Source organism: Nocardiopsis sp. M1B1, assembly GCF_052466615.1.
The window spans coordinates 4,663,081-4,689,871 of sequence record NZ_CP196194.1 but is presented as its reverse complement, the minus strand read 5'-3'; the positions used below and the strand labels follow the sequence as shown (position 1 = coordinate 4,689,871).

The following is a 26,791-nucleotide window of genomic DNA, read 5'->3' as shown; positions in this document are numbered from 1 at the left end:
CCGCACCGCCGCACCACACGTCAAGGAGAGACCACCATGGCCGACCAGCCCGAGGCGCTGCGCCTGTGGGGAGGCCGTTTCGAGGGCGGCCCCGACCAGGCCCTGGCGCGCCTGTCGCTGAGCACCCACTTCGACTGGCGCCTGGCCCGCCACGACATCGCCGGATCGCGCGCCCACGCCCGCGCCCTGCACCGGGCGGGCCTGCTCACCGCCGACGAGCTGGACCGCATGATCGAGGGCCTGGACCGGCTGGAGGCCGACGTGGCCTCCGGGGCGTTCACCCCCGTCCTGGAGGACGAGGACGTGCACACCGCCCTGGAGCGCGGCTTCATCGAGCGGGTCGGCACCGAACTGGGCGGGCGGCTGCGCGCCGGGCGCTCCCGCAACGACCAGATCGCCACCCTCGTGCGCATGTACCTGCGCGAGGAGGCCCGGCAGATCGCCGACCAGCTCCTGGACCTGGTGCGGGCCCTGGCCGACCAGGCCGCGGCCCACCCGGACGCCGCCATGCCCGGCCGCACCCACCTCCAGCACGCCCAGCCCGTGCTGCTCGCCCACCAGCTCATGGCGCACGCCTGGCCCCTGGTGCGCGACATCGAACGGCTGCGCGACTGGGACCGCCGCGCCGCGGTGTCCGCCTACGGCTCCGGCGCGCTGGCCGGGTCCTCCCTGGGGCTGGACCCCCGCGCGGTCGCCGCCGAGCTGGGCTTCCCCGACTCGGTGGACAACTCCATCGACGGCACCGCCTCCCGCGACGTCGTCGCCGAGTTCGCCTTCGTCACCGCCATGATCGGCGTGGACCTGTCCCGGCTCTCGGAGGAGGTCATCCTGTGGGCGACGAAGGAGTTCTCCTTCGTCACGCTCGACGACGCCTTCTCCACCGGCTCCTCGATCATGCCCCAGAAGAAGAACCCCGACGTCGCCGAACTCGCCCGCGGCAAGGCCGGGCGCCTCGTCGGCGACCTCACCGGGCTGCTCACCACCCTCAAGGGGCTCCCGCTGGCCTACAACCGGGACCTGCAGGAGGACAAGGAGCCGGTCTTCGACGCGGTGGACACCCTCCACCTGCTGCTGCCCGCGATGACCGGCATGGTCGCCACCCTCACCTTCCACACCGACCGGATGGCCGAACTCGCCCCGCAGGGCTTCTCCCTGGCCACCGACATCGCCGAGTGGCTGGTGCGCGAGCGCGTGCCCTTCCGGGAGGCGCACGAGATCGCGGGCGCCTGCGTGCGCGTGTGCGAGGAGCGCGGCATCGACCTGCCCGACCTGGGCGACGACGACCTCGCCGCCGTGTCCGAGCACCTGACCCCGGCCGTGCGCGAGGTCCTCAGCGTGTCCGGATCGCTGGCCTCGCGCTCCGACAAGGGCGGCACCGCCCCCGTACGCGTGGCCGAGCAACTGGAGAAGCTGCGCTCGGACATCGAGGAGCACCGCAAGGCCTTCACCGCCTGAGCCCCGCCGCGGCCACGCACGGGCGCGCCGACCCCGCCGGGGGCGGCGCGCCCGTACGCGTTCGCGGGTCCCCCCAAGGCGACCGCGTCCACGGTCCCCGCGCCCACGTCACACCCATTTTGGAATTCGCCCGGCACCCGCCGTGAGAGTGCGGTAGCGTCCTGATTCTGCGGGCACCAGGCGTGGTCTGCCCTGTGCGAACCGTGACGCCCCCTCGGCGCACGGCACTTTCGGCGCATCCGCGCGTCGTGCGGTGCGACCCACGTCCGACAGGCGCCCGCGACCAGTCCGTGGGAGGAAGGCAATGGGGAACACGGGAGGCACCGGCCGCAGCGCCATCAGGGCTCAGATCAACAGGATCGTACTGATCCCCAGCATCACCTTCCTGGCGCTGTTCGTCGTCCTCAGCACGGCCACACTCGTCCAGGCCGTGTCGCTGCGCTCCTCGGTCGGCGACGGCCGCGCCGGGATCCGGCTCGCCGCGGCGCTCACCCTCCTCCAGGAGGAGCGCCGTCTGAGCGCCGCCTACCTCGCCGACCCCGCCGAGGACGGCCGCGCCGCCCTGTCCGACGCGGCCGCGCGCACCGACGAGGCGCTAGCCCCCGTCCACGACCTGCGCGGCACCATCGGAGACCGGGACGACCCGGACACCGAACCCCTCGCCGAGGACTTCTTCACCTCCCTGACGGAGGTCACGGAGCTGCGCGCCCAGAACCTCGCCGAACCCGGCCCCGCCGAGGACGCCCTCACCGTCTACACCACCGCGATCGGGCAGGGCATCCGCCTCTACGCCGGCACCGCCCGCTCCCTTGACAACGGGCCCGCCACCGCCGAGGCCGCCGCCGTCACCGACCTGATGTGGGCCCAGGAGAGCTTCAGCCACGCCGACGCCCTCATCGCGGCCGTGCTCGCCGAGGACTCCCTCGACCGCTTCCAGCAGGTACAGGTCGCCGCGCTCACCGCCGACGCCCGCCACCGCGTCGACATGGCCCCTCCCGGACCCGCCGCCGACGACGGCGAACCCCCCGCCCTGACCGCCCTCGCCGAGAGCCGCTCCTGGCAGGACGCCCTCGCCGTCGCGGACACCCTCGCCACGTACGAGGCCCCGATCGTCGTGGACGCCCTCACCGGCGAGCAGGCCCGCGACCCCGCGCCGCCCGAGGGGCTCGGGGGCTGGCGCGAGGCCGCCGACCAGGTCAACGCCGAGCTGGCCGACATCACCGCCACGCGCTCCGTCTCCGTCGTCACCGCCACCGAGCAGGCCAGTTCCTGGATGCTCACCCTCGCCCTGGGCGGCAGCATCACCTCCCTTTTCGCGGGCACCCTCGCCTACGGTGTGGCCGCCCGCTCCGCCGGGCGCCTCACCCACCGGCTCGCCCAGCTGCGCGCCGACACCCTGGGCAGCGCGCGCAGCGACCTGCCCCGCATCGTGCGCCGCCTGGAGTCGGGGGAGCAGGTCGACCTCGACACCGAGATGAAACAGCTCGACCACGGCGACGACGAGGTCGGACAGGTCGCCGACGCCTTCAACATCGCCCAGCGCACCGCCGTCGCCGCCGCCGTCAAACAGGCCGACATCCGCGCGGGCGTCAACCGGGTCTTCCTCGGCATCGCCCACCGCCACCAGTCCCTCCTCCAGCGCCAGCTCCAGCTGCTGGACCGCGTCGAACGCGAGGAGGAGGACCCCGACCTGCTGGAGAGCCTCTTCCAACTCGACCACCTGGCCACCCGGGGCCGCCGCCACGCCGAGAACCTCATCATCCTGGGCGGCGCCCAGCCCGGACGCCGCTGGCGCCACCCCGTCCCGCTCGTGGACATCCTGCGCGGCGCGATCTCCGAGACCGAGGAGTACACCAGGGTCCGCCTGACCTCCGTCCCCGACCTGTCGCTGTCCGGCGCCGCGGTGGCCGACGTCATCCACATGCTCGCCGAGCTGGTCGAGAACGCCACCGCCTACTCGCCGCCGCACACCCAGGTCACCATCGCCACCGAGTCCGTGCCCAAGGGCGTGGCCGTGGAGATCGAGGACCGGGGCCTGGGCATGACCGAGGAGGTCCTGACCAGCTCCAACCGCACCCTCAGCGAGGCGCCCGAGTTCGACGTCATGACCTCCGGCGGGGACTCGCGCCTGGGTCTGTTCGTCGTCGCCCGCCTCGCCGCCAAACACGACATCCGGGTGCAGCTGCGGCACTCGCCCTACGGAGGCACCCGAGCCGTGGTGCTCATCCCCGGCGCCCTGGTCGCCTCCTCCTCCAACGCCCCGGAACTGCCCCGCGCGGCCATCCGCCAGGGCGCCCACTCGGTACTGAGCGAGCCGTCGGGACAGCACGGCGACACGCTCACCGCGCAGGACGCCCCCCAGAGGACCAGGCCCCTGCTGCGCCCGGTCCCCCGCGACGGCGACGGCGCGCGCCCGGCCCGGGGCACGCCCCTGCTGCGCCGGGTGCCCGCGCCGGCCTCCGACCCCGGGACCGCGGACGCCGCCCCCGGGACCGAACCCGGGCCCGGCCGGGTCGGGGCCGCCCCCGGTCGCCCCGGACTTCCCCGGCGCAGGCGCCAGGCCAGCCTCGCACCCCAGCTCAGAGCCGCGGACCCGCCGGAGTGGGACGAAGCCGACCCTCCGGGCTCCTCCCGGCGCACCCCCGAACAGGCGCGGCGGATGATGGACGCCTTCAGCGCCGGAACCCGGCGCGGTCGGGCCGCGGACATCGGGGCCGACGCCGCCGAACGTGAACACAGCAGTGACGGTCAGGTCGGTGCGAGCGCCGACGATCACACGGGAGAAAGCGACTGACATGGTGGGCAAGAGCAAGGCCGCTGACAATCTGGACTGGCTCCTGGACGACCTGGTCGACCGCGTCGTCGGTGCCGAGAACGCGATCGTGCTGTCGGCCGACGGACTGCTGCTCGGAGGCTCGCGGGGACTGGCCTCCGAGGACGCCGAGCACCTGTCGGCCCTGGCGTCGGCGTTCCAGAGCCTGGCGCGTGGGACGGGCCGACACTTCGGCGGCGGCGACGTCCGCCAGACCGTGGTGGAGATGGAGCACTCCTACCTCTTCGTCACCGCCGCGGGCGCCGGAGCGTGCCTGGCGGTGCTGGCCAGCGAGGACGCCGACGTCGGCCTGGTCGCCTACGAGATGAACCTGAGGGTCAAGCGGGTGGGCCAGTTCCTCACTGCCGCGCCGCGCCGGCCGGACCACCTCACCGTCACCGGGAGCGCGGGTTCATGAGCACGCCCGGAGAGCGGCGCGGAGCGCCGCCGGCCGTGCCACCGGCGCCGGACGAGGCGGCGCAGCCGCTGTCCGGCAGCCAGGCACTGGCCTGGTACAGGGGCAGGGGACACCCGACCTCGGAGGGGCCCGCGGCGGGTGTCGTGCTCGGCGACGCCCCCTCGGGTCAGCTCGTGCGCCCGTACACCATGACCGGGGGCCGCACCCGGCCCCGGACCGGTCCGCGCCTGGACCTGGTCACCATCGTCGTCGCCGCCGCCGACCGCGGGGACCGGGAGGGAGAGCCCGAACAGCAGGCCATCCTGAGCCTGTGCCGTAGACCCATATCGGTGGCCGAGATCTCCGCCCGGCTCGACATCCCCCTGACCGTCGTCAGGGTGCTCCTGGGAGACCTCCTCGCCGACGGCGACGTGCGCACCCGGGCGCCCATGACCCAGCTCCCCGAGAAGAAAGTACTTCAGGCGGTACTCGATGGCATCCGCAGACTCTGACACCAGGCCGCAGGAAGCGATCCCCCAGGCGGTCAAGATCATCGTCGCGGGGGGATTCGGCGCGGGCAAGACCACACTGGTCGGCTCCGTCAGTGAGATCACCCCGCTCAGTACGGAGGAGGTGATGACCGAGGCCAGCTACGGCGTGGACGACCTCGGGGGAGTGGAGGACAAGACCACCACCACGGTCGCCCTGGACTTCGGCCGCATCACCATCAACCCCGACATCGTCCTGTACATGTTCGGCACCCCCGGACAGGACAGGTTCTGGTTCATGTGGAACGAGCTCTCCCAGGGGGCGCTGGGCGCGGTCGTGCTGGCCGACACCCGCCGCCTGAACACCTGTTTCCACGCCGTGGACTTCTTCGAGCGCCGCGGACTGCCCTTCGTGGTCGCGGTGAACCGCTTCGAGGGCTCCACCGTCTACCGCCGCGAGGAGGTCCGCGAGGCGCTGGACATCTCCGCCGAGGTGCCGGTCATCATGGCCGACGCCCGCGAGCGCGAGTCCTGCAAGGAGGTGCTGGTGGAACTGGTCACCCACGTGATCCGGGGCCGGAGCCCCGTCATGAGCGGGTGACACGTCCGGGTCGCCGACCCGGACAATCCCCGCGGATTCGATCCGGTATACGTTCGGAGGACACGCCCGTGCAACAAGGTGCCGAACGCTACAATGTCGCGGCAGTGACCACCGGCCCCACCGGGCACCCCATCCGCCTCTCATCTGAATCCTGGTATGCGAAACTCTGACCGACTTCCCCCACGCGAACTGCCCAAGCGGCGCTCCGGCCGCCACCGCAACCCGCTGTCCTTCGACAACTGGTTCGGCACCCCCGCCCTGATCATGGCGGTCCCGGGCACGGCCGACCGGGCCAGGGGCGCCGACGGTGAGTCGATCGGTGCCCGGATGGCCGACCTCGTGCGCGCCTACCGCCCCGAGGTCACCATCCGCTACGGCCACACCGAGGGCGACGAACAGAGCCTCACCGAGGCCCTCACCGATCTCAAGGACGACCAGGGCAGCCCCCTGTCCGCCGTCGTCGTCCCGCTGGTCACCGCACCGCACGCGGGCACGTCCGCGGCGATCGAGGCGGCCGTCGCCCGGACGGGCGCCGAGGCGCGCGTCACCGAGGGCCTGGGGCCGCACCCCATGCTCGCCGAGGTACTGCACCTGCGGCTGGCCGAGTCCGGATACGTGCGCGCGGACCGCATGCGCCTGATCAGCGTCGTCGCCCGTGACACCACCATGGCGGACGGCATCATCGTCGGCGCGGTGGGCGGCGAGGCCGCGGCCGGGGCCGCGGGGGTGAGCGCCGTGCTGCTCGCCGCGCGCCTGGGCCTGACCGTGCTCCCCGCCGACCTGGAGAACGAGGCCGCGGTCGAGCAGGTCGTGGGCCAGCTGAGACAGGGCGGCTGCAAGCGCCCGGTGATCGCGCCCAGCGCCCTGGGGCCGGAACTGCCCCGCGAGGAGCTGGAGGCGCTCGCCGCGCGCTTCGGAGCCAGGCTCGGCGCGCCCCTGGGCGCGGACAGCCTGCTCGGCAAGATCGCCGCCCTGCGCTACGCCGAGGTCCTCAACTCCCTAGGCGTGGAGCAGCCGCCCACGGTCGAGGAACTGCCCGCCCCGGTGGGCTCCCGGCACCGCCCGGAGTCCTGACGGCGCGGCCGCCGTGAACGCGACCTTTCCGACAGCGCCCCGAGGGCGCGACACGCCGTAACCCGGCACACGACGGTGTGCCTCCCGGGGGCCGTCCGCACAGCGGGCGGCCCCCGTCGCGTTCGCCCGGCCTCCGGACCTGCGGTTTCTCGCCCCGAGAGCGGCCGTTAACACATCCACGGGCGGGAACCACCCCAAGAAAAGGCAACTGATAGTGATCGTTTGACAGCATAAAGCAAGGATTCTTCGATAGCCTCGGCTTGACCGAAAGCCGCCGGGGCGCCCTCTCGCCGCCCGGCAACCGCACAGGCCGGAGGGGGCCATGCGCAGAACCCGCGACAACGCGCCCACGATCCGGAGACAGCTCACCCGCATCGTGCTGATCCCGAGCCTGTGCTTCCTCGCGCTCTGGCTCGTCGTGGCCGCCATCGGCACCATCCGCGCCGTCCAGTTCATGGGAGCCGTCGTCCAGGCCCGCGAGGGAACACAGGTCTTTTCCGCCGCGGCGGAGGAGGTGAAGGCCGAACGCCGCCTCTCCCTGGTCCACCTGGGCCGCTTCGAGAGCACCGGCGCCCGCGACGACGAGGTCGGCGCAGCCCTCGACGAGCAGCGCGAGCACACCGACACCGCCATGGCCGAGGCCGTCGCGTTCGCCGAGCGGCTGCGCGGGACCCGCGACGACGAGGTCGAACGCAGCGCGACCGACCTGGTGGACAGCGCCGGGGTCCTCGACGAGGTCCGCGCGGACGTGGACGCGCACGGCGTCGGGCAGGAGGAGGCCATCCTGCGCTACGGCGAGGTCCTGGCGGGCACCACCGGCGCCATCACCGCGCTCGTGCACACCACCGACGGCGGGGAGAACCTCACCGACGCCGTCCTGACCAGCGAGCTCATGAGCGCGTCCTCCGCCTACTCCACCGCCGACGCGCTGCTCGCGGGAGCCATCGCCCGGGGCGAGATGAGCTACGAGGAGACGGCGCACTTCACCTACCTCACCGCCTCCTACCGCGACACCCTGGAGCCGGCCAGCACCGCCATGCACCCGAGCGTGGCCGCCCGCTACGAGGAGATGGTCTCCCTGCCCGCCTGGTCCCGGGCGGAAGAGCTGAGCCGCCGGGTGGTCACCCGACAGCCGTTCGCCGAACCGGACGAACCAGCTGAAACGGACGAATCCGCCCAGGGGGCCACGGGCTCGGGCTGGAGCGCCGACGTCGACATCAGGGCGCAGGCGTGGGACGACTCCTCCGCCGAGGCGGCCCTGGCGCTACAGGACCTGGCGGGGGTCCAGGCCAGGCGCACCGTCGACCTCGCCTGGAGCGCCGCGCTGCTGCGCGTCTTCCTGGGCGTGGCGGCGGCCGCCCTCACCCTGGCGGGCGGCGCGGTGGCCATCGCCGTGGTCGGCCGCTCCTCGCGCCGCCTCACCGATCGCCTGACCCACCTGCGCGAACAGATCCTGGACCGCGACGGCGACCTGCCCGACATCGTCGACCGCGCCCAGCGCGGCGAGAAGGTCGACGTCCAGGAGGAGCTGCCTCCGCTGGACGAGTGGGGCGACGACGAGATCGGCCAGGTCGCCGAGGCATTCGACGCCGCCCAGCTCACCGCCGTGGAGTCGGCCGTGCTCCAGGCCGAGATCCGCCGGGGGGCCAACCGCGCCTTCCTGGGCATCGCCTTCCGCAACCAGGCCCTGGTCCAGCGCCAGCTCCGCCTGCTCGACGAGATCGAGTACCACGAGCAGGACCCCGAGGCGCTGCGCCGCCTCTTCCGCCTGGACCACCTGGCCACCCGCGCGCGCCGCTACTCCGACAACCTCATCATCCTCGGCGGGGGGCAGTCGGCCCGCCGCTGGCGCCAGCCCCGCCCGCTCGTGGACGTGCTGCGCGCCGCCATCGCCGAGACCGAGGACTTCGAGCGCGTCCGCCTGACCTCGGCGCCCCGCGTGCTCATGCACGGGCAGGTGGTCGCCGACGTGGTGCACCTGCTCGCCGAACTCGTCGAGAACGCCACGCAGTTCTCCCCGGCGGGCACGCCCGTGGACGTCGGCTGCACCCCGGCCGCGGAGGGGCTGGTGGTGGAGATCGAGGACCGGGGCCTGGGCATGTCCGAGCGCGGCTACGCGGAGGCCGAGCGCACGCTCACCCAGCCCCCCGAGTTCGACGTCATGGCCCTGCCCGAGGACCCCCGGCTGGGCCTGTTCGTGGTGTCCCGCCTGGCCGGTCGGCACGGGGTCCGGGTCTGGCTGCGGCCCTCGCCCTACGGGGGCACCCGGGCCACCGTGCTCATCCCCGCCTCGCTGCTGGAACCGGTCGACAACCTCCTGACGGTCGCGGGCACGCCCACGGGCCGCCCGGCGGCGAACGGACGGGAGGCCCGCGTTCCGGCCGGGTGGGGAGCGCCTCCGGCGAGGGCGGCCCTCACCACGCACGGCCACGGCGCGGGCGGCGCGGACGGCGCCGTCCACGGGCGTACCGGCCCGCAGGCTCCCGTGCCGCCCTCGGCGCAGAGCGGTCCTCAGCCCCTGGTGTCGCAGTACCGAACCGGCCCGCAGGCTCCCGCCACGCCTGCGGGACAGACCGGCCCACAGCCCTTCGTGCCGCGGCCGGACCTGACCGGCCCGCAGGTCCCCGTGCCGCCTCTCGGACAGAGCGGTCCGCAGCCCTCGGTGCCGAGGCCGGACCGCACCGGCCCGCAGGCCCCCGCGCGCGGAGGACAGACAGGTCCGCAGCCTTCCGCCGCCCCCGCCGGACAGAGCGGTCCGCAGGTCCCCGTACCGCCTTCCGGGCAGACGGGCCCTCAGCCCTTCGTGCCGCGGCCGGACCGGGCCGGCCCGCACGGCGTCGTCCTCGCGCACACCGGACCGCAGGGTTCCGTTCCCGCGTACGGCGGTCCCGCTGCGCCTGGGGAGACGGGGGAACACCCCCTCCCCGACCCGTACGGACACCCGCTCGGACAGGAAACCGTCCCCGGACCGTGGCCCGACGGCGCGGCGCGCGCACCCGCCCCCACGCAGCCGAGGGGGAACGGTGAGAGCTGACGGCAGCCCCGGTCGCAGAACGGCCGCGCACGCTCCCAGAACACACCCCGACCCGCCCCCGGACCTCCCCGTCCCCGAGGAGGAACCCGGCCAGGAGCGCTTCCTGCGCCCCTTCGCCGTGGCCGCGGGAGATCCCGACGCCCACGCCTTCGGCGTCCCCCGCAGCGGCCCGGACGAGCCCGACCTGCTCAGCCTCGTCGTCGCCGCCCGCGTCCCGGGCCGCCACGAACTGCTGCGGCCCGAACGCGAGGCCCTCCTCCGCCACGCCCTGCGCGCGCGTACCGTCGTCGAGCTCGCCGCCGAGGTGCGCCTTCCGGTCGGCCAGGTCAGGGCCATCGTCTCCGACATGGTCGCCGACGGCTCGCTCCAGCGATGCGGCCCCTCGCGCCCGCTGGGCCGGGAGGACCTGCTGCACGCCGTCCTCGTCGGCCTGCGCGCGCTGTGACCGGTCCGCCCTCCTCCCGCCCGGACCCGGATTGCTAGCGTGCCGCTCATGCGCAGCACCGAACACGTCGGCGTCATCGGAGCGGGCATCGTCGGCCTGGCCCTCGCCCGCCGCCTCACCCTCCACCGCCCCGGCACCCGCGTCACCGTCCTGGAGAAGGAGGACCGGGTCGCCGCGCACCAGACGGGCCACAACAGCGGCGTCGTCCACGCCGGGCTCTACTACAGGCCCGGATCCCTCAAGGCCACGCTGTGCCGGCGCGGCGTCGGCCTGCTCAGGGACTACTGCGCCGAACACGGGCTGCCCTACCACGAGGTCGGCAAGGTCCTCGTGGCCGCCGACGCCGAGGACGAGGCACGCCTGGACGACGTCGAACGCCGCGCGCGGGAGAACGGGGTCCCCGGCGTCACCCGGCTGGGCCCCGAGGGCCTGCGCGAGATCGAACCCCACGCGGCGGGCGTCGCCGCACTGCACTCACCGACCACCGCCGTCACCGACTTCGTCGCCGTCGCCGAGCAGTTCGCCGACGACGTGCGCCGGTCCGGCGGCCGGGTCCTGCTCAACACACCCGTGCTGGACCTGCGCCAGGAGCACGACGGCGTCCGCGTCCTGACCGGCGACCCCCGGGGCGAGCGGCTCGTCCACCGCTTCGACCGCCTGGTGGTCTGCGGCGGCCTGCACAGCGACCGCCTCGCCCGCATGGCCGGCGCAGCGGAGGACCCCCGGGTGGTGCCCTTCCGCGGCCAGTACCACGAACTCGTCCCCGAGCGCCGACACCTGGTGAACGGCCTGCTCTACCCCGTCCCCGACCCGCGTTACCCCTTCCTCGGGGTGCACCTGACCCGCCACGTCCACGGCGAGGTCATGGCCGGGCCCAACGCCATCCTCGCCACCGCGCTGGAGGGCTACCGGGCACGCGACGTGCGCACCCGGGAACTCGCACGGACCCTGTCCTGGCCCGGGTTCTGGCGCCTGGCCCGCCGCCACTGGACCGTGGGCGCCCGGGAGACCCTCGTGTCCGCCTCGCGGGCCGCGTTCGCCGCCCAGGCCCGGCGGCTGCTGCCCGAGCTGGCCGCCGCCGACCTGCGCCCGGCCCCGTCCGGGGTGCGCGCCCAGGCACTGGCCCGGGACGGCTCCCTGCTCGACGACTTCCATGTGGACACCCACGGGCGGGTGGTGTGCGTGCGCAACGCGCCCTCGCCCGCGGCCACGTCGTCCCTGGCGATCGCGGAGTTCCTCACCGACACGTTCGTCCCCTGACCGCCGGGGTAGGGGGCTCCGACGCGGCCCCCGCGCGTGTCGACGGGGGTTGTCCACAGGTTCGAGGACACTCTGGTACGGGCCTCCGCGGCGTCCCACCATAAGAAGTGGCGGCGGTGCGGGAGGGTCCCGCTACCGCCGCCGGAGGTGACCATGCGTGTTCTCCGGTGGGTCGCGGCGGTCCTCGCCGCCGCGCTCGCACTCGTCGCGGCCCCGGCCGCAGCCAGCCCACGAGGGGGAGAGTTGGACGGATTCACCATCGGGTACCTGCCCGACCAGATCGACGACCAGACCTCGGTCTCCGACTTCGACTACGAGTGGGGCGGCGTGTCCTTCTCCAGCCGGGTGTGGGAGACGACCCTGGAGGGGGGAGGGGCCAGGGTGGTCCTCCAGGTCCTGGTCATGCGCGGCGACAGGCTCACCGACCTGTCCGCCGTCCGCGACTTCCTGACCGAGTACCACGAGCGCTCACCCGACTGGGAGCTCACCGAGTTCGACAACAACGGCCACACCGCCCTGCACGGCGAGACCGAGGCGTTCTGGACGCCCTTCAAGGGGGTGGCGGTGGAGGTCCGCGACGCCTTCGGCCTCGTCGGCCAGAAGGAACTCCTGACCACCGCACGCAACGTCAGAGCCGCCAACCCCGCCTGAACCGGCCTCAGCAGCCCGAGAGCACCTCGCGCAGCGCCGCCTCCTCGTCCGGGTCCACGGTCAGGTCCCACACGTGCTTGACCTCGATCCACGAGACCACGTAGTCGCAGTGCGAGGACTCCAACGGCGGCAGCCAGTCCGCCGGGTCGGCGTCGCCCTTGGACCGGTTGGTCGAAGCGCTCACCGCCCACAGCTGGGAGGAGTCCAGGTCGTTGGCGAAGCGCCCGCGCTCCTCGGTCGTCCACGCGTGGGCGCCCGAGCGCCAGCCCTCCTTCAGGGCCACCATGTGGTCGATGTCCAGGTCCTCCGCCTCGGTCAGGGTCTCCCCGTCATAGGGGCTGTACCAGGAACCCGACACCGGTTGGCAGTCGTCGTCGACCCGCACGTCCTCGCCGTCGCGCAGCAGGACCACCTGACGGGTGGTGCAGTTGTCCTGCACACCGCTGTCCCAGTGGGGGAAGAGCGCCCTGTCATACCCCGGCGGGTCGCTCTCCTCCTCCACCCGCAACTCCTCCATCCACTGCCGGGCCTGCTCCACCGACGAGGAGGCGCCGCCGTCCCCGGGCGCGGACGAACCGCCGTCCCGGGGTTCGGCGGTGCGCTCGGGGTCCGGTTCGATCACTCCCAGCTGGTACAGCACGAACGCGGCGACGGCGAGGACGCCGACCACGGCGGTCACCAGACCACCGATCTTCGACGCGGCCTTCTTGGGCATCAGGGGCTCCACAACGGGTCGGGCGCCGCGCGCGGACGGCGCGCGGTCGTCCCCACCAGCTTGGCCCATGCCGGGCAGGGCCGTAACACCGCTCCGAGCCAGGTGTTGCTCACCAGGAGCCGCACCGAGAGGGGAGGGGCAACCGAGAGGGGAGAGGGAAACGTCAGGACGTGAGGAGGCCGAACACGAAGGAGCCCACCAGCAGCGATCCCCCACCCGCGCTGTGGAGCCGTGCCCGCACGCGGTCCGGTTGGACCCGGAGCATTCGCCAGGTGTACAGGACCGTGCCCGCCGGCACCAGCGCGCCCTCCACCACGGCCGCCGCCACCGGCGTCTCCCACAACCCCAGGTCCGGCACCGCCTATCCCTTCCCCGTGTCCTCGTGCGCCACAGCCGCGCCGAGCACCGTGTCCGGCCATTCCTGGAAGGCGCGGACGAACCCCTCCACCAGCAGTGCGTAGGACTGGTCCACGTCCTCGGGCAGGCCGAAGCCGCCGCGCGTCTCCAGATCCACGAACCCGTGCATCGCGCTGCGCAGGGCCCTGACCGCGTGCACCATCTGGTCCTCGGCGATGCCGAACCCGCGTAGGACGGCGGCCACGACCCGCACGGGGTCGGTGGCCAGCTCGGCCTCGGCCCCGGCCAGCACCGGCAGCTGCTGGAGGGCGATGTAGCGCCCCGGGTGGGCGTGCGCGTAGCGGCGGTAGGCGTCGGCCGTCGCGCGCAGCGCGTCCGGACCGGACCGGCCCACGGCCGCGCGTTGCACCTCTTCGCCGATCCCGTTCGCGCCCAGCAGCGCCACCTCGCGGCGCAGCCCCGCCAGCCCGTCGACGTGCTTGTACAGGCTGGGAGTGGCCACTCCGAGCCGCTTGGCGACAGCGGCCAGGGACAGGGAGTCGAACCCCTTCTCGTCGCAGAACCGCGCCGCCTCCTCGGCCACCACCGCCGGGGTCAGCCCCGCCCTAGGCACCGGCCACCACATCCCGGAGCAGTGCCCGCACGGCGGGCACGACCACGTCGGGCCGCTGCGCCTGGGCGTAGTGGCCGCACTCGGGCACCATCAGCACCGAGCCCCCGACCACGGAGGCCACGTGGTCGGCATGGGCGCGCGGGTCCTTCCAATCGGGATCCTGCTCACCCATGACCACCACGGCCCGGGCCCGCATCCCCTCGGTGTCGGCGACGGTCTCGTTGGGCGCGTGGATCGTCCGGTACACGGCGCGGTAGCGGTCGGCCGGACGCAGCATCCCCAGGACGAGTTCCAGCTGGCGCCGGTGCCCCTCAGGCCTGCGGCCGGTGTGCAACCGGTCGTAGAAGGCGGTCAGGGCGCGGGGGCCCCAGGGCCGCAGCAGAAGCAGTCGAAGACCGAGGCGGGCGAACGGACCGAGGGAGGGCGGACCCAGGGCCGGGCCGAGCAGGGCGATGCCGGCCACCAGGTCGGGCCGCTCCTTGGCCGCGATGGCGGCGGCGCCCGCGCCGAGGGAGTTGCCCACGATGACCACGTCTTCTCCGCCCAGCTCCTCGGCGAGGGCGAGGGCGTCGGTGGCCGCCGCCCGGCTGGTGTGGTCGTCGAAGGTGGTGTCGCTGTCGCCGTGGCCGCGCAGGTCCATCGCGGCGACCCGGTACCCGGCCTCGGCCAGGTCCGCGCCGACGAAGCGGAAGGAGTGGCGGTGGTCGAACATGCCGGGTACGCAGACCACGAGCGGGCCGGTGTTGTCGGCTCCGTAGAGGTCGTAGGCGATCCGTCCACGGGGGCGCGTGAGGTGGTGCATCGTGTTCTCCCTGCCGTTTGGCTTTCCCTGATAACCAGAAAGCTAATGGCATTAGCCAACCGGGTCAAGGGGTCCGGGCCGGGTTCTTCGGAAGAGGCGGTGGCCGCGGCGGGTCGAGGCCGTGCGATCTATGCCCCCACCACAGCCGATAGCGTGGGAAGGCCGGAAAACCGGATGGCTTTCCGTCGCGTCCGACCTACACTCCAAGGCAGATCGAGCCCCGTGGGGCCCGCCTACACAACAGAGAGCAACACAGTGACCGACATCATCGACGAACTCCAGTGGCGCGGCCTGCTCGCGCAGACGACCGACCTTGACGCACTGCGCAAGGCGCTCGCCGATGGTCCGATCACCCTGTATTGCGGATTCGACCCGACGGCGGGCAGTCTGCACGTGGGTCACCTCACCCAGATCCTGACCCTGGCCCGCTTCCAGCAGGCGGGGCACCGCCCGATCGCGCTGGTCGGCGGCGGCACCGGTCTCATCGGCGACCCCAAGCCCAACGCCGAGCGCCAGCTCAACTCGCTGGAGACCGTGCGGGGCTGGGTCGACAACCTGGGCGGGCAGCTGTCCGCGTTCCTGCGTTTCACCCCCGAGGGCGAGCAGCCGGAGCCGACCGACGCCGTCCTGGCCAACAACGCCGACTGGCTCGGGGAGATCAACGCCATCGAGCTGCTGCGCGACGTCGGCAAGCACTTCAGCGTCAACCAGATGCTCGCCAGGGAGACGGTGCGGAGCCGGCTCGACGGCGAGGGCATGAGCTACACCGAGTTCAGCTACGTGCTCCTGCAGTCCTACGACTACGTCCAGCTCTACCGCCGCTTCGGCTGCACGCTGCAGACCGGCGGCTCCGACCAGTGGGGCAACATCACCGCGGGCCTGGACCTGGTCCGCAGGATGGACGGAAACGAGCCGCACGGCCAGGCGCACGGGCTGACCACGAACCTGCTCACCAAGGCCGACGGCACCAAGTTCGGCAAGACGGAGTCCGGCAGTGTCTGGCTCGACCCCGAGCTGACCTCGCCGTACGCCTTCTACCAGTTCTGGTTCAACGCCGACGACCGCGACGTGGTCCGCTACCTGAAGACCTTCAGCTTCCGCGACCGCGACGAGATCGAGGAACTGGAGCGCCAGACAGAGGAGCGTCCGCAGGCCCGCGCCGCCCAGCGCGTCCTGGCCGAGGACCTCACCGTCCTCGTGCACGGCGAGGAGGAGTGCCGCAAGGTCAAGGAGGCCAGCCTGGCGCTGTTCGGCCGCGCGGACCTGTCCGACCTGGACTCCCGCACGCTCGACGCCGCCCTGGCCGAGGTGCCCCGGGCCGAGGTCGACGGTCCCGTCGACGGGCTGCTCGTGACCGACGCGTTCGCGCAGAGCGGCCTGACGCCGAGCAAGTCCGCGGCCCGCCGCGCCATCCAGGAGGGCGGGGCCTACGTGAACAACGTCAAGGTCACCGACGTGGAGGCCGTACTCCGCCCCGAGGACGTGCTCCAGGGACGCTTCGTCGTGCTGCGCAAGGGCAAGCGCAACATCGGCGGCCTGGTCCTCAACGGCTGACGTACCGCTCTGCGGGCCGGTGTCCGACACCGGCCCGCGGGCGGCTGGAGCCCGGCGGGGGCCGACGGGTTTCGAGCGGGAAACTTCCGGGCAGGATGCCCGTTGTCTGAACAAAAGCCGACGTAACAGCGCGGACCCGGTGTGAGTACCGCGCACGTCACAGGGGCCCGAACAAGCCGCCTGCCAGGGGCGACAGAGTCCCGGACCGCGCGGTTGACGCGCGTACCGGGCTCCGGCTTGACGTCTGCCCCCGCCCTCCCTATACTCGAACGAGTCGCTGCGGGACGGCGAGCGGCCCTCGGGTCGACTCGGAACCGGACCGCGATCGCGTACTCTTCCTCCTCTCAACCGAACCGGTTCGAGCACTGCTCTTCATCGGCTAGGCTTCGGGAGGCGCTTCCAAGGAAACACGGAAGCGAAACAGGAAACGGGCTTTACCCCGATCAGAAACACCACAAACCGCCGATTTGGCGGGGCGCGGAATACCTGATAAAGTAAAGACACAACAAAGCGGAAACGCACAACGCCTTCGGCGGAAAAGCGACACTCTCATCGAGTGGACTTGTAAGCGAAGAGCGGTTGTTTCTTGAGAACTCAACAGCGCGTGTTTGATTTTCTTTAAGCCATGTTTGTTTTGGCCCCGTCACACAGAACCATCTCGGTTCGTGTGCGGAGGTTCCTTTGATTAGCCGGGGTAACCCGGTTGGTCAGGATTACTTCTAGGTTTACCCGCCCGAACGGACCCTCCGGGGGACGCGGGTTGGGTTGAGTGACCTTTATGGAGAGTTTGATCCTGGCTCAGGACGAACGCTGGCGGCGTGCTTAACACATGCAAGTCGAGCGGTAAGGCCCTTCGGGGTACACGAGCGGCGAACGGGTGAGTAACACGTGAGCAACCTGCCCCTGACTCTGGGATAAGCGGTGGAAACGCCGTCTAATACCGGATACGACCCGCCACCTCATGGTGGAGGGTGGAAAGTTTTTCGGTCAGGGATGGGCTCGCGGCCTATCAGCTTGTTGGTGGGGTAACGGCCTACCAAGGCGATTACGGGTAGCCGGCCTGAGAGGGCGACCGGCCACACTGGGACTGAGACACGGCCCAGACTCCTGCGGGAGGCAGCAGTGGGGAATATTGCGCAATGGGCGAAAGCCTGACGCAGCGACGCCGCGTGGGGGATGACGGCCTTCGGGTTGTAAACCTCTTTTACCACCAACGCAGGCTCGAAGTTTTCTTCGGGTTGACGGTAGGTGGGGAATAAGGACCGGCTAACTACGTGCCAGCAGCCGCGGTAATACGTAGGGTCCGAGCGTTGTCCGGAATTATTGGGCGTAAAGAGCTCGTAGGCGGCGTGTCACGTCTGCTGTGAAAGACCGGGGCTTAACTCCGGTTCTGCAGTGGATACGGGCATGCTAGAGGTAGGTAGGGGAGACTGGAATTCCTGGTGTAGCGGTGAAATGCGCAGATATCAGGAGGAACACCGGTGGCGAAGGCGGGTCTCTGGGCCTTACCTGACGCTGAGGAGCGAAAGCATGGGGAGCGAACAGGATTAGATACCCTGGTAGTCCATGCCGTAAACGTTGGGCGCTAGGTGTGGGGACTTTCCACGGTTTCCGCGCCGTAGCTAACGCATTAAGCGCCCCGCCTGGGGAGTACGGCCGCAAGGCTAAAACTCAAAGGAATTGACGGGGGCCCGCACAAGCGGCGGAGCATGTTGCTTAATTCGACGCAACGCGAAGAACCTTACCAAGGTTTGACATCACCCGTGGACTCGCAGAGATGTGAGGTCATTTAGTTGGCGGGTGACAGGTGGTGCATGGCTGTCGTCAGCTCGTGTCGTGAGATGTTGGGTTAAGTCCCGCAACGAGCGCAACCCTTGTTCCATGTTGCCAGCACGTAATGGTGGGGACTCATGGGAGACTGCCGGGGTCAACTCGGAGGAAGGTGGGGATGACGTCAAGTCATCATGCCCCTTATGTCTTGGGCTGCAAACATGCTACAATGGCCGGTACAATGGGCGTGCGATACCGTAAGGTGGAGCGAATCCCTAAAAGCCGGTCTCAGTTCGGATTGGGGTCTGCAACTCGACCCCATGAAGGTGGAGTCGCTAGTAATCGCGGATCAGCAACGCCGCGGTGAATACGTTCCCGGGCCTTGTACACACCGCCCGTCACGTCATGAAAGTCGGCAACACCCGAAACTTGCGGCCTAACCCCTTGTGGGAGGGAGTGAGTGAAGGTGGGGCTGGCGATTGGGACGAAGTCGTAACAAGGTAGCCGTACCGGAAGGTGCGGCTGGATCACCTCCTTTCTAAGGAGTCTTTACAGGTCGGCATTACTTCTACAGCCGGCCGGACTCGAAAGTGGACCTGGTGCTGCGTGCAGTATCCAGGATGGCTCAAAGACAAATTGAACTTGACCTCGGGCGACTAGAAGCGTCCGGGGGCGCGCTGTTGGGTGTCTGAGGAAACAACCTCTGCTCCGGTTTGGAGTGGGTGTTGGTTCCCGCGGACCGCCTCTGAGAACTCTCGGTTCCTTGCCGTTGTGGCTGAGGATGTGAGTGGTGTTGGGGTATGCGGTTGGTGTTTTGATTTGTGAATAGTGTGCGCGAGCATCTTATTATCTGTAGTGGCCAAGTGATAGTGGCACACGGTGGATGCCTTGGCACCAGGCGCCGATGAAGGACGTGGGAGGCCGCGATAGGCCACGGGGAGCTGTCAACCGAGCTGTGATCCGTGGGTGTCCGAATGGGGAAACCTAGCCCGAGTTGTGTCGGGTTGCCGCCACCTGAATGTATAGGGTGGTTGGTGGTGACGCGGGGAAGTGAAACATCTCAGTACCCGTAGGAAGAGTAAACAACAGTGATTCTCCTAGTAGTGGTGAGCGAACGGGGAAGAGGCTAAACCGTAGGCGTGTGATAGACGGCAGTCGTTGCGTTTGCGGGGTTGTGGGATGCGTCTGTCTGGGTCTGCCGATCCAGAGCGCTGAGTGGTTCTTGTAGCTGAAACCGTTGGGAAGCGGTACCGGAGTGGGTGAGAGTCCCGTAGGTGTAGGAAGAACCTAGGTGTTGGATGTATTCCCGAGTAGCGCGGAGCCCGTGAAAGTCCGTGTGAATCTGGCAGGACCACCTGCTAAGCCAAAATACGTCCTGGTGACCGATAGTGCACTAGTACCGTGAGGGAAAGGTGAAAAGTGCCCCGGTGAGGGGTCGTGAAATAGTACCTGAAACCGTGTGCTGTCAAGCCGTCAGAGCTGAACTTCGTGTTTGGTGATGGCGTGCCTTTTGAAGAATGAGCCTGCGAGTCATGGTGTGTGGCGAGGTTAACCCGGGTGGGGTAGCCGTAGGGAAACCGAGTCTGAATAGGGCGATTTGAGTCGCATGCTGTGGACCCGAAGCGGAGTGATCTACCCATGTCCAGGGTGAAGCGGGGGTAAGACCTCGTGGAGGCCCGAACCCACCAGGGTTGAAAACCTGGGGGATGAGGTGTGGGTAGGGGTGAAAGGCCAATCAAACTCCGTGATAGCTGGTTCTCCCCGAAATGCATTTAGGTGCAGCGTCGCGTGTTTCTTGCTGGAGGTAGAGCTACTGTTTGGCTGATGGGCCCGACAAGGTTACTGACGTCAGACAAACTCCGAATGCCGGTGAAGTGAAGCGCGGCAGTGAGACTGCGGGGGATAAGCTTCGTAGTCGAGAGGGAAACAGCCCAGATCATCAGCTAAGGCCCCTAAGCGTGTGCTAAGTGGGAAAGGTTGTGGAGTTGCTGAGACAACCAGGAGGTTGGCTTAGAAGCAGCCATCCTTTAAAGAGTGCGTAATAGCTCACTGGTCAAGTGGTTCTGCGCCGATAATGTAGCGGGGCTAAAGCACACCGCCGAAGCTGTGAAGCTCAAGACTAGATTCTTGGGTTGGTAGGGGAGCGTCGTGCGTCCGGTGAAGCTGCCGAGTGATCGTGTGGTGGAGGGCGTGCGAGTGAGAATGCAGGCATGAGTAGCGAAAGCAACGTGAGAAACGTTGCCGCCGATTGACTAAGGGTTCCTGGGGCAGGTTAATCCGCCCAGGGTGAGTCTGGACCTAAGGCGAGGCCGACAGGCGTAGTCGATGGATAACGGGTTGATATTCCCGTACCCGTGCACGAGCGTCCAGTACTGAATCAGGTGATGCTAACCACGCTGACTCCTTCTTCGACCTTCGGGTTGAGGTTGGTTGTTGGTCTGGGAACCGAGCTTGTAGTAGGTAAGTGATGGGGTGACGCAGGAGGGTAGCTCTACCCGGCGGCGGTTGTCCGGGGGTAAGCGTGTAGGCCGGTGTGTTGGCAAATCCGCACACCATGAAGGTTGAGACGTGATGCCGAGCCGTTTTTGGTGAAGTGAGTGATCCCATGCTGTCGAGAAAAGCCTCTAGCGAGTTCGTGTGTGGCCAGTACCCTAAACCGACGCAGGTGGTCAGGTAGAGAATACCGAGGCGTTCGGGTGAACCATGGTTAAGGAACTCGGCAAATTGTCCCCGTAACTTTGGGAGAAGGGGAGCCCTGTCTGGTGACGGATCTTGCATCCTGAGCTGGGTGGGGTCGCAGATAGCGGGGGGAAGCGACTGTTTATTAAAAACACAGGTCCGTGCGAAGTCGTAAGACGCTGTATACGGACTGACGCCTGCCCGGTGCTGGAACGTTAAGAGGACTGGTTAGTGGGGGTTTACCCTTGCGAAGCTGGGAATCTAAGCGCCAGTAAACGGCGGTGGTAACTATAACCATCCTAAGGTAGCGAAATTCCTTGTCGGGTAAGTTCCGACCTGCACGAATGGCGTAACGACTTCCCCACTGTCTCAACCATGGGCCCGGTGAAATTGCACTACGAGTAAAGATGCTCGTTTCGCGCAGCAGGACGGAAAGACCCCGGGACCTTCACTATAGCTTGACATTGGTGTTTGGGATGGTTTGTGTAGGATAGGTGGGAGCCGGTGAAGCTGTCACGCTAGTGGCGGTGGAGGCGTTGGTGAAATACCACTCTGACTGTTTCGGGCATCTAACTTTGGACCGTGATCCGGTTCGGGGACAGTGTCTGGTGGGTAGTTTAACTGGGGCGGTTGCCTCCCAAAGAGTAACGGAGGCGCCCAAAGGTTCCCTCAGCCTGGTTGGTAATCAGGTGTTGAGTGTAAGTGCACAAGGGAGCTTGACTGTGAGACGGACGTGTCGAGCAGGAGCGAAAGCTGGGACTAGTGATCCGGCACCGGCGTGTGGAAGCGGTGTCGCTCAACGGCTAAAAGGTACCCCGGGGATAACAGGCTGATCTTCCCCAAGAGTCCATATCGACGGGATGGTTTGGCACCTCGATGTCGGCTCGTCGCATCCTGGGGCTGGAGTTGGTCCCAAGGGTTGGGCTGTTCGCCCATTAAAGCGGCACGCGAGCTGGGTTTAGAACGTCGTGAGACAGTTCGGTCCCTATCCGCTGTGCGCGTTGGAGACTTGAGAAGGGCTGTCCCTAGTACGAGAGGACCGGGACGGACGAACCTCTGGTGTGCCAGTTGTCCTGCCAAGGGCATGGCTGGTTGGCTACGTTCGGGAGGGATAACCGCTGAAAGCATCTAAGCGGGAAGCTTGCTTCGAGATGAGGTCTCCTGCCTCCTTTGAGAGGGTAAGGCTCCCTATAGACGATGGGGTTGATAGGCCGGGTGTGGAAGCCCTGTGAGGGGTGGAGCTGACCGGTACTAATAGGCCGAGGGCTTGTCCGCTGCAGATAATTGGATGTTCGCGCACATTGTTCACGGAGCTTGCTGCTCGCTGTGATTCCCTGCCCTTGTGGGGTGGGTGGAGTCGGGTGGGTGGTGTGTGGTTTCCGTGGTGGTTATTGCTGGAGGGTCACACCCGGTCTCTTTCCGAACCCGGTCGTTAAGTCTCTTTGCGCTGATGGTACTGCCCTGTGGTGGGGTGGGAGAGTAGGTCGCTGCCACGGTTTTTCTTGAAGGGGGTCGCCTGTGGGCGGCCCCCTTTTTTTTGCTGGTGTTTGTGCGTTTGTGAACGCGGGGGTGGGCGTGTGGGGGTGTGGGTGCTTGGGTGGGCCCCCTTGTTTCCAGTCAACCGGATGCGGGCCGGGCAGGGCTAGAGCCTGTTCCGTGCTGTGGACAACCCGATCCGGTGTGCGCAGACGCTGCTGGGAAAGTAGGACCTTGGGCACCTGCGCTCTGGTGATGAGCGGCGACACCATGTCGTAAGCTGGAAGGCACGAGTACTATGACGCGCTGCTACTGCTCAAGGTGGCAGCGCTTTTGATTGTTGACGGACGGGTTGGATGACTGAGGACAGCCGATCGGGAGACCGCGAGGACTCCGGAGCCAACGAGCGCGGCGGTTATCGCTCCGGTGGACCTGGTGGTCGGGGACGCGGTGACGGACCCCGCGCCCGGTCCGGCTACAGCGGTTCCAGAGATGACAGAGGTCGTGACGACCGGCGCGGAGGATACCGCCGGGACGACCGTGACCGCGGGGGTTACCAGGGTCGTGACGAGCGTCGCGGCGGTGGCGGTTTCCGGGGCCGTGACGAACGACGCGATGACCGCGGCGGCTTCCGCAGCGAAGGCGGCGGAGAGCGCCGTGACCGCCGTGACGACAGGGGCGGGTTCCGCGGTGGAGAGCGCCGCGACGACCGCGGCGGATTCCGTAGCGGAGATCGCCGTGACGACCGTGGTGGGTTCCGTGGCGGGGACCGCCGTGACGACAGGGGCGGCTACCGCGGCCGTGACGACCGTAGGGATGACCGCCGCGACGACCGCAGGGATGACCGCCGTGACGACAGGGGCGGCTACCGCGGCCGGGACGACCGCAGGGATGACCGCCGTGACGACCGGCGGGATGATCGGGGCGGCTTCCGTGGCGGGGACCGCGACCGCGCTGGTTTCCGTGGCCGTGACGACCGCCGTGACGACCGTGGTGGGTTCCGTGGTGGGGACCGCCGCGACGACCGTCGAGGGGGCGGCTTCCGGGACGGCGGGCGCAGGGACGACCGCCGTGGCGGCGGGTTCCGCGGCCGTGACGACCGGCGCGACGACCGCCGTCCGCCTCGCGAGGACCGCGACCCGGCCGACATCGCGCCCCAGCTCCCGGAGGAGGTCAGCTACTCCCTGCTGGACCCCGAGACCAGGCGTGACCTGCACTCGCTGCCCAAATCGCTGGCCGAACTCGTCGGCAAGCACATCGTCGCCGCCGGCATGCTCCTGGACGAGGACCCCGAGCGGGCCTACGCCCACGCGGCCTACGCGCGCCGCAAGGCGTCGCGCGTCCCCGGCGTCCGCGAGGCCTCCGGCGTGGCGGCCTACACCGTGGGCAAGTGGCAGGAGGCCCTGTCAGACCTGCGCGCCGCACGCCGGATGAGCGGACGCGACAACTTCCTCGCGATCATGGCCGACAGCGAGCGCGGTCTGGGCCGTCCCGAGCGGGCGCTGGAGATCACCAACGACCCGGCCGCCAAGGACCTGGACGCCGCCGAACGCATCGAGCTGCGCATCGTGGCCTCCGGGGCCCGCCGGGACATGGGCGACACCAAGGCCGCCCTGGCCGAACTCCAGGTGCCCGAGCTCAAGGAGCGGCGCGCCCGTCCGTGGGTCGCCCGCCTCTTCTACGCCTACGCCGACGTCCTGGAGGAACTGGGCCGCGAGGACGACGCCCGCGAGTACTTCTCGCGCGCCTCGGCCGTGGACAGTGACGGCGTCACCGACGCCGACGAGCGGCTGGCCGCCCTGGAGGGTATGGAGCTGGTCGACTACGACGCCGAGGACGGCATCGTCTGGACCGACGCCGAGGAGCAGGAACTCCTGGAGGAGCCGGAGGAGGACGCGTCCCCGCGCGACCGCGACCGTGACCGTGACCGAGGCGAACGGTACCGCGGCCGTGAGGACCGGGACTGAGCCCCTTCCACGGAACCGGCGGTACCGCACCGCCGGGCGGAGACGCTCCGCTCGGCGGTGCCGTCGTGCGCCTGGGGGCCCTCCCTGAGGCCCACGACTCCGTGGTGTGCCTGACCTACACCGGTGACCGGCCCCTGCTGGTGCGCAACCGGCGCCGTGCCTGGGAGTTTCCCGGCGGGCACGCCGAACCGGGGGAGACCCTCCAGGACACCGCGCGCCGTGAGGCCCGGGAGGAGGCCGGCGCCACCCTCGGCGACATCAGCGCCGTCGGTCACTACGTGCTCTCCGGCGGTCACGTCACGGTGGTCACCCACGCGCAGGTGACCGCGCTGGCCCCGCTGACCGGGGAGTTCGAGACCGTGGAGGTGCGGGCCTTCGACGTCCTGCCCTCCGACGACGAACTCTCCTGGGCGGACGGACTCTACGCCCACCTGCTCCGGGAGCTGGGGCTGCCCGGGGCGCCGCCGGGGCCGTCCGCTAACCCCTGAGCCGCCGGACGTAGACGGTCTCGGAACCGACCGGGGCGTAGCCGAGCCGCCGGTTCGCGGCCAGCATCGGCGCGTTGTCCTCGTGGTTGCCGGTGTAGGCGTAGCGCATGCCCCGTTCACGCGCCCGGTGCAGTGCAGCGGCCTTGGCGTACCCGGCCAGACCGCGCCCCCGGAACTCGCGCAGGGTGCCGGTCATGGACGACTCCATCCGGGCCTCCCCGTCGCTGACGTAACAGGTGATGGCGGCCGGTACGCCCTCGACCAGCGCCAGCAGGGACAGGTCCGGTGCGCGGAGCGGGTGCTGCCACACGTCCTTGCGCCACCCCTCGTAGGAGGGGAACCAGGAGTCCGCGCCCGGCTCGTCCAGGCTGGTCAGCCTGTCGACCTCGTAGATCTCGCGCGGGTCGTCGGCGTAGTCGCCGAAGGGCCGCAGCTCGACGCCCTCGGGTGCTCTCGGCGGGTCGGTGAGCGCGGCCAGGTCCAGGCCCAGGACGAGGTTGGTGTCCTCCGGGGTGTACCCCCGTTCCAGCACCGTCCGCCGGAAGGCCTCACCTCCGGCCTGGACGTCCTCCTCGGCGGCCTCGGTCCGCAGTACCTCGGCCCCGCCCTCGACGAGGTGGCGCTCCGAGGCGTCCAGCAGGCGCGCGCCCACGTCCGTGTCCCGGTGGGAGGCGGCGACCGTGGCGAGGAGGGACCGGCCGCTGCGGGGGCCCTCGCCGTCGCGGCGCAGCGCGGAGCGCAGGAAGCCCACCGGGGCCCCGTCCTCCACCGCCAGCAGAGTGGTCTCGCGCATGCCGGGCAGGGGGTTCTCCGCCCGCCAGCGCATCGCTTCCCCGGTCAGCACGCGGCAGGGGTGGACGGCGCGCAGGAGGGGGAGGACCCGGGGGATGTCGGCCCGCTCCATGGGGCGGATCTGAGTCGTCATGGGGTGAGACTAGGTCCGGGGTCCGGCGGGCGCACCCGGTTTTCCCGCGGTCCGGGCGCCGCGTCCGGCGGCCGTGCGATGCCGGGGCCGCTCCGCGCCTCCGCGCCTCCGCGCCTCCGCGTCGGAGCGCGGACGTCCGCGCTCCGACGCCGGGGACCGCGAGGGCCGTCCGGGACCGCTCAGGAGCGCTCCTCCTCCGCGGTCCGGGCCTCGGCCTGCTCCCGGGCGAGCCGGTCCAGCCAGTGCACGATGCCGGACACGTTGGCCTCCGCGCCGCTGAGGGTGTCCAGGATCGCGGCGGACTCCGCGGGCACCTCCGGCGGCATCGGCGCGTAGCGCGAGACCACCTTGTCGCGCACCATGGCGATCGCGTGGTCCAGGTCGCCGGTGCTGCCGTGGGACTCGCGCACCGTCTCCACCCACAGCCGCAGCTCGGACTCGGCCCGGTCGAGGGTCTCGGGGACCGAGGTGACCGCGCCGAAGTGGGAGAACATCAGCCGCTGGGCGTCGATGTCCCCGAACAGCCGCAGGGTGCGCAGGCACGCCTCCATGTCGAAGTCCGGCGGCGGCGTGGCCGGGCTGACCTCTCCGGTGAGCGGCTTGTACACGCCCAGCGCGTCGCCGACGTACAGGTCGCCGGTGAGGGTGTCGACCAGGCCCATGTGGTGCTTGGCGTGGCCGGGGGCGTAGTGGGTCACCAGTCGGCGTCCGCCGCCCAGGTCGATCTCCCCCGTCTCGGCCACCGAACGGATACGGGACGCCTCGGTGGGGTTCATCCGTCCGAACAGGCTGTCCAGACGGTCGCCCCACACCATCTCGGCGCTGCGCATCAGCCTGCTCGGGTCGGCCAGGTGGCGGGCGCCGCGCTCGTGCACGACGATCTCGGCGTTGGGGAACAGGGCGGCCATGTCGCCGGTGCCGCCCGCGTGGTCGAGGTGGATGTGGGTGACCACGATGGTGGCCAGGTCCGCGGGGGCCAGCCCGAGGCGGGTGACGGCCTCGTGCAGGACCCGCGCGGAACCGGCGGTGCCGACCTCGACGACGCAGGGCCGTTGGGAGCGGATGAGGTAGCTCGACACGATCCCCGGGTATCCGGCGAGCATCGTGTCGATGGCGAAGATGTCGTCGCCCAGCGGGGTGATCCCCTCGGGCAGACCGCTCACGTCCACGTCGTCGTGCACTGCAAGCACCCCTGTTCCTCGGTCGTCGTGGGGTTCGGCGGGGCCGA

Annotated in this window: 20 protein-coding genes and 3 rRNA genes; 16 read left to right on the top strand and 7 right to left on the bottom strand. The window is 69.8% G+C overall.

Going from position 1 to position 26,791, the window contains the following annotated elements:
- Nucleotides 1–36 precede the first annotated feature (36 nt).
- The 10 genes from argH to ACSTA4_RS20305 all read left to right on the top strand — a co-directional run bounded on the left by argH (nucleotide 37) and on the right by ACSTA4_RS20305 (nucleotide 12,217).
- Entirely contained in the window at nucleotides 37–1,455 is a 1,419-nt protein-coding gene (gene argH / locus ACSTA4_RS20350; protein ID WP_444960641.1) for an argininosuccinate lyase, read from the top strand.
- Between the two features lie 304 nt (nucleotides 1,456–1,759).
- The gene (locus ACSTA4_RS20345) at nucleotides 1,760–4,249 is read left to right on the top strand and encodes a sensor histidine kinase (protein WP_444960640.1); all 2,490 of its coding nucleotides are present in this window, start codon (nucleotides 1,760–1,762) and stop codon (nucleotides 4,247–4,249) included.
- A 1-nt stretch (nucleotide 4,250) separates the two neighbouring features.
- Complete coding sequence (locus ACSTA4_RS20340; protein ID WP_212643572.1) at nucleotides 4,251–4,685, top strand: roadblock/LC7 domain-containing protein; 435 nt, start codon at nucleotides 4,251–4,253, stop codon at nucleotides 4,683–4,685.
- Nucleotides 4,682–5,176, top strand: coding sequence for a DUF742 domain-containing protein (locus ACSTA4_RS20335; protein ID WP_248771290.1), 495 nt, complete (start codon nucleotides 4,682–4,684; stop codon nucleotides 5,174–5,176). The genes ACSTA4_RS20340 and ACSTA4_RS20335 overlap by 4 nt, the downstream gene beginning before the upstream one ends.
- Nucleotides 5,157–5,753, top strand: coding sequence for a GTP-binding protein (locus ACSTA4_RS20330; RefSeq protein ID WP_444960639.1), 597 nt, complete (start codon nucleotides 5,157–5,159; stop codon nucleotides 5,751–5,753). The genes ACSTA4_RS20335 and ACSTA4_RS20330 overlap by 20 nt, the downstream gene beginning before the upstream one ends.
- Nucleotides 5,754–5,909: 156 nt before the next feature.
- The gene (locus ACSTA4_RS20325) at nucleotides 5,910–6,827 is read left to right on the top strand and encodes a sirohydrochlorin chelatase (protein ID WP_444960638.1); all 918 of its coding nucleotides are present in this window, start codon (nucleotides 5,910–5,912) and stop codon (nucleotides 6,825–6,827) included.
- A gap of 322 nt (nucleotides 6,828–7,149) precedes the next feature.
- Nucleotides 7,150–9,861, top strand: a complete 2,712-nt coding sequence (locus ACSTA4_RS20320; protein WP_444960637.1) for a nitrate- and nitrite sensing domain-containing protein — start codon at nucleotides 7,150–7,152, stop codon at nucleotides 9,859–9,861.
- Nucleotides 9,851–10,306: a DUF742 domain-containing protein gene (locus ACSTA4_RS20315; RefSeq protein ID WP_444960636.1), complete on the top strand. Its 456-nt coding sequence runs from the start codon at nucleotides 9,851–9,853 to the stop codon at nucleotides 10,304–10,306. Before ACSTA4_RS20320 ends, ACSTA4_RS20315 begins: the two co-directional genes overlap by 11 nt.
- A gap of 48 nt (nucleotides 10,307–10,354) precedes the next feature.
- Nucleotides 10,355–11,566: an L-2-hydroxyglutarate oxidase gene (lhgO, locus tag ACSTA4_RS20310; protein ID WP_444960635.1), complete on the top strand. Its 1,212-nt coding sequence runs from the start codon at nucleotides 10,355–10,357 to the stop codon at nucleotides 11,564–11,566.
- 243 nt (nucleotides 11,567–11,809) lie between these two features.
- On the top strand, nucleotides 11,810–12,217 hold the full coding sequence (locus ACSTA4_RS20305) for a hypothetical protein (protein WP_444964223.1): 408 nt from the start codon (nucleotides 11,810–11,812) through the stop codon (nucleotides 12,215–12,217).
- Nucleotides 12,218–12,224: 7 nt separating this feature from the next.
- On the opposite strand, the gene ACSTA4_RS20300 is transcribed toward ACSTA4_RS20305, so the two are convergent.
- The 4 genes from ACSTA4_RS20300 to ACSTA4_RS20285 form a co-directional block, all read right to left on the bottom strand.
- Nucleotides 12,225–12,932 (bottom strand): HNH endonuclease family protein, encoded by a 708-nt coding sequence (locus tag ACSTA4_RS20300; protein WP_444960634.1) that lies wholly within the window; start codon nucleotides 12,930–12,932, stop codon nucleotides 12,225–12,227.
- A gap of 163 nt (nucleotides 12,933–13,095) precedes the next feature.
- Nucleotides 13,096–13,290, bottom strand: coding sequence for a hypothetical protein (locus ACSTA4_RS20295; protein WP_444960633.1), 195 nt, complete (start codon nucleotides 13,288–13,290; stop codon nucleotides 13,096–13,098).
- Nucleotides 13,291–13,293: 3 nt separating this feature from the next.
- Nucleotides 13,294–13,902, bottom strand: a complete 609-nt coding sequence (locus ACSTA4_RS20290; protein ID WP_444960632.1) for a TetR/AcrR family transcriptional regulator — start codon at nucleotides 13,900–13,902, stop codon at nucleotides 13,294–13,296.
- Nucleotides 13,895–14,704: an alpha/beta fold hydrolase gene (locus ACSTA4_RS20285; protein ID WP_444960631.1), complete on the bottom strand. Its 810-nt coding sequence runs from the start codon at nucleotides 14,702–14,704 to the stop codon at nucleotides 13,895–13,897. The genes ACSTA4_RS20290 and ACSTA4_RS20285 overlap by 8 nt, the downstream gene beginning before the upstream one ends.
- Before the next feature lie 255 nt (nucleotides 14,705–14,959).
- On the opposite strand from ACSTA4_RS20285, the gene tyrS reads away from it, so the two are divergent.
- From tyrS to rrf, 4 genes are all read left to right on the top strand, one after another.
- A complete protein-coding gene (tyrS, locus tag ACSTA4_RS20280; protein WP_274974038.1) occupies nucleotides 14,960–16,258 on the top strand; it encodes a tyrosine--tRNA ligase in 1,299 nt (432 codons plus the stop codon).
- Nucleotides 16,259–17,033: 775 nt separating this feature from the next.
- Nucleotides 17,034–18,566, top strand: a 16S ribosomal RNA gene (locus tag ACSTA4_RS20275).
- A gap of 318 nt (nucleotides 18,567–18,884) precedes the next feature.
- Nucleotides 18,885–21,983 (top strand): 23S ribosomal RNA (locus tag ACSTA4_RS20270).
- Between the two features lie 104 nt (nucleotides 21,984–22,087).
- Nucleotides 22,088–22,203: ribosomal RNA gene (rrf, locus tag ACSTA4_RS20265) — 5S ribosomal RNA — on the top strand.
- Together the 16S, 23S and 5S rRNA genes form the textbook arrangement of a ribosomal RNA operon.
- A 276-nt stretch (nucleotides 22,204–22,479) precedes the next feature.
- Here rrf and ACSTA4_RS20260 read toward each other — a convergent pair.
- Nucleotides 22,480–23,439 (bottom strand): hypothetical protein, encoded by a 960-nt coding sequence (locus tag ACSTA4_RS20260; RefSeq protein WP_444960630.1) that lies wholly within the window; start codon nucleotides 23,437–23,439, stop codon nucleotides 22,480–22,482.
- A gap of 15 nt (nucleotides 23,440–23,454) precedes the next feature.
- Here ACSTA4_RS20260 and ACSTA4_RS20255 point away from each other — a divergent pair, with 15 nt between their 5' ends.
- Both ACSTA4_RS20255 and ACSTA4_RS20250 read left to right on the top strand, forming a co-directional pair.
- Nucleotides 23,455–24,150 (top strand): hypothetical protein, encoded by a 696-nt coding sequence (locus ACSTA4_RS20255; protein WP_444960629.1) that lies wholly within the window; start codon nucleotides 23,455–23,457, stop codon nucleotides 24,148–24,150.
- Between the two features lie 65 nt (nucleotides 24,151–24,215).
- Nucleotides 24,216–24,638, top strand: coding sequence for an NUDIX hydrolase (locus ACSTA4_RS20250; RefSeq protein WP_444960628.1), 423 nt, complete (start codon nucleotides 24,216–24,218; stop codon nucleotides 24,636–24,638).
- Here ACSTA4_RS20250 and ACSTA4_RS20245 read toward each other — a convergent pair.
- Nucleotides 24,628–25,563: a GNAT family N-acetyltransferase gene (locus tag ACSTA4_RS20245; protein ID WP_444960627.1), complete on the bottom strand. Its 936-nt coding sequence runs from the start codon at nucleotides 25,561–25,563 to the stop codon at nucleotides 24,628–24,630. The two genes, ACSTA4_RS20250 and ACSTA4_RS20245, sit on opposite strands and share 11 nt — an antisense overlap.
- Nucleotides 25,564–25,742: 179 nt before the next feature.
- Complete coding sequence (locus ACSTA4_RS20240) at nucleotides 25,743–26,744, bottom strand: MBL fold metallo-hydrolase (RefSeq protein WP_444964222.1); 1,002 nt, start codon at nucleotides 26,742–26,744, stop codon at nucleotides 25,743–25,745.
- Nucleotides 26,745–26,791 lie beyond the last annotated feature (47 nt).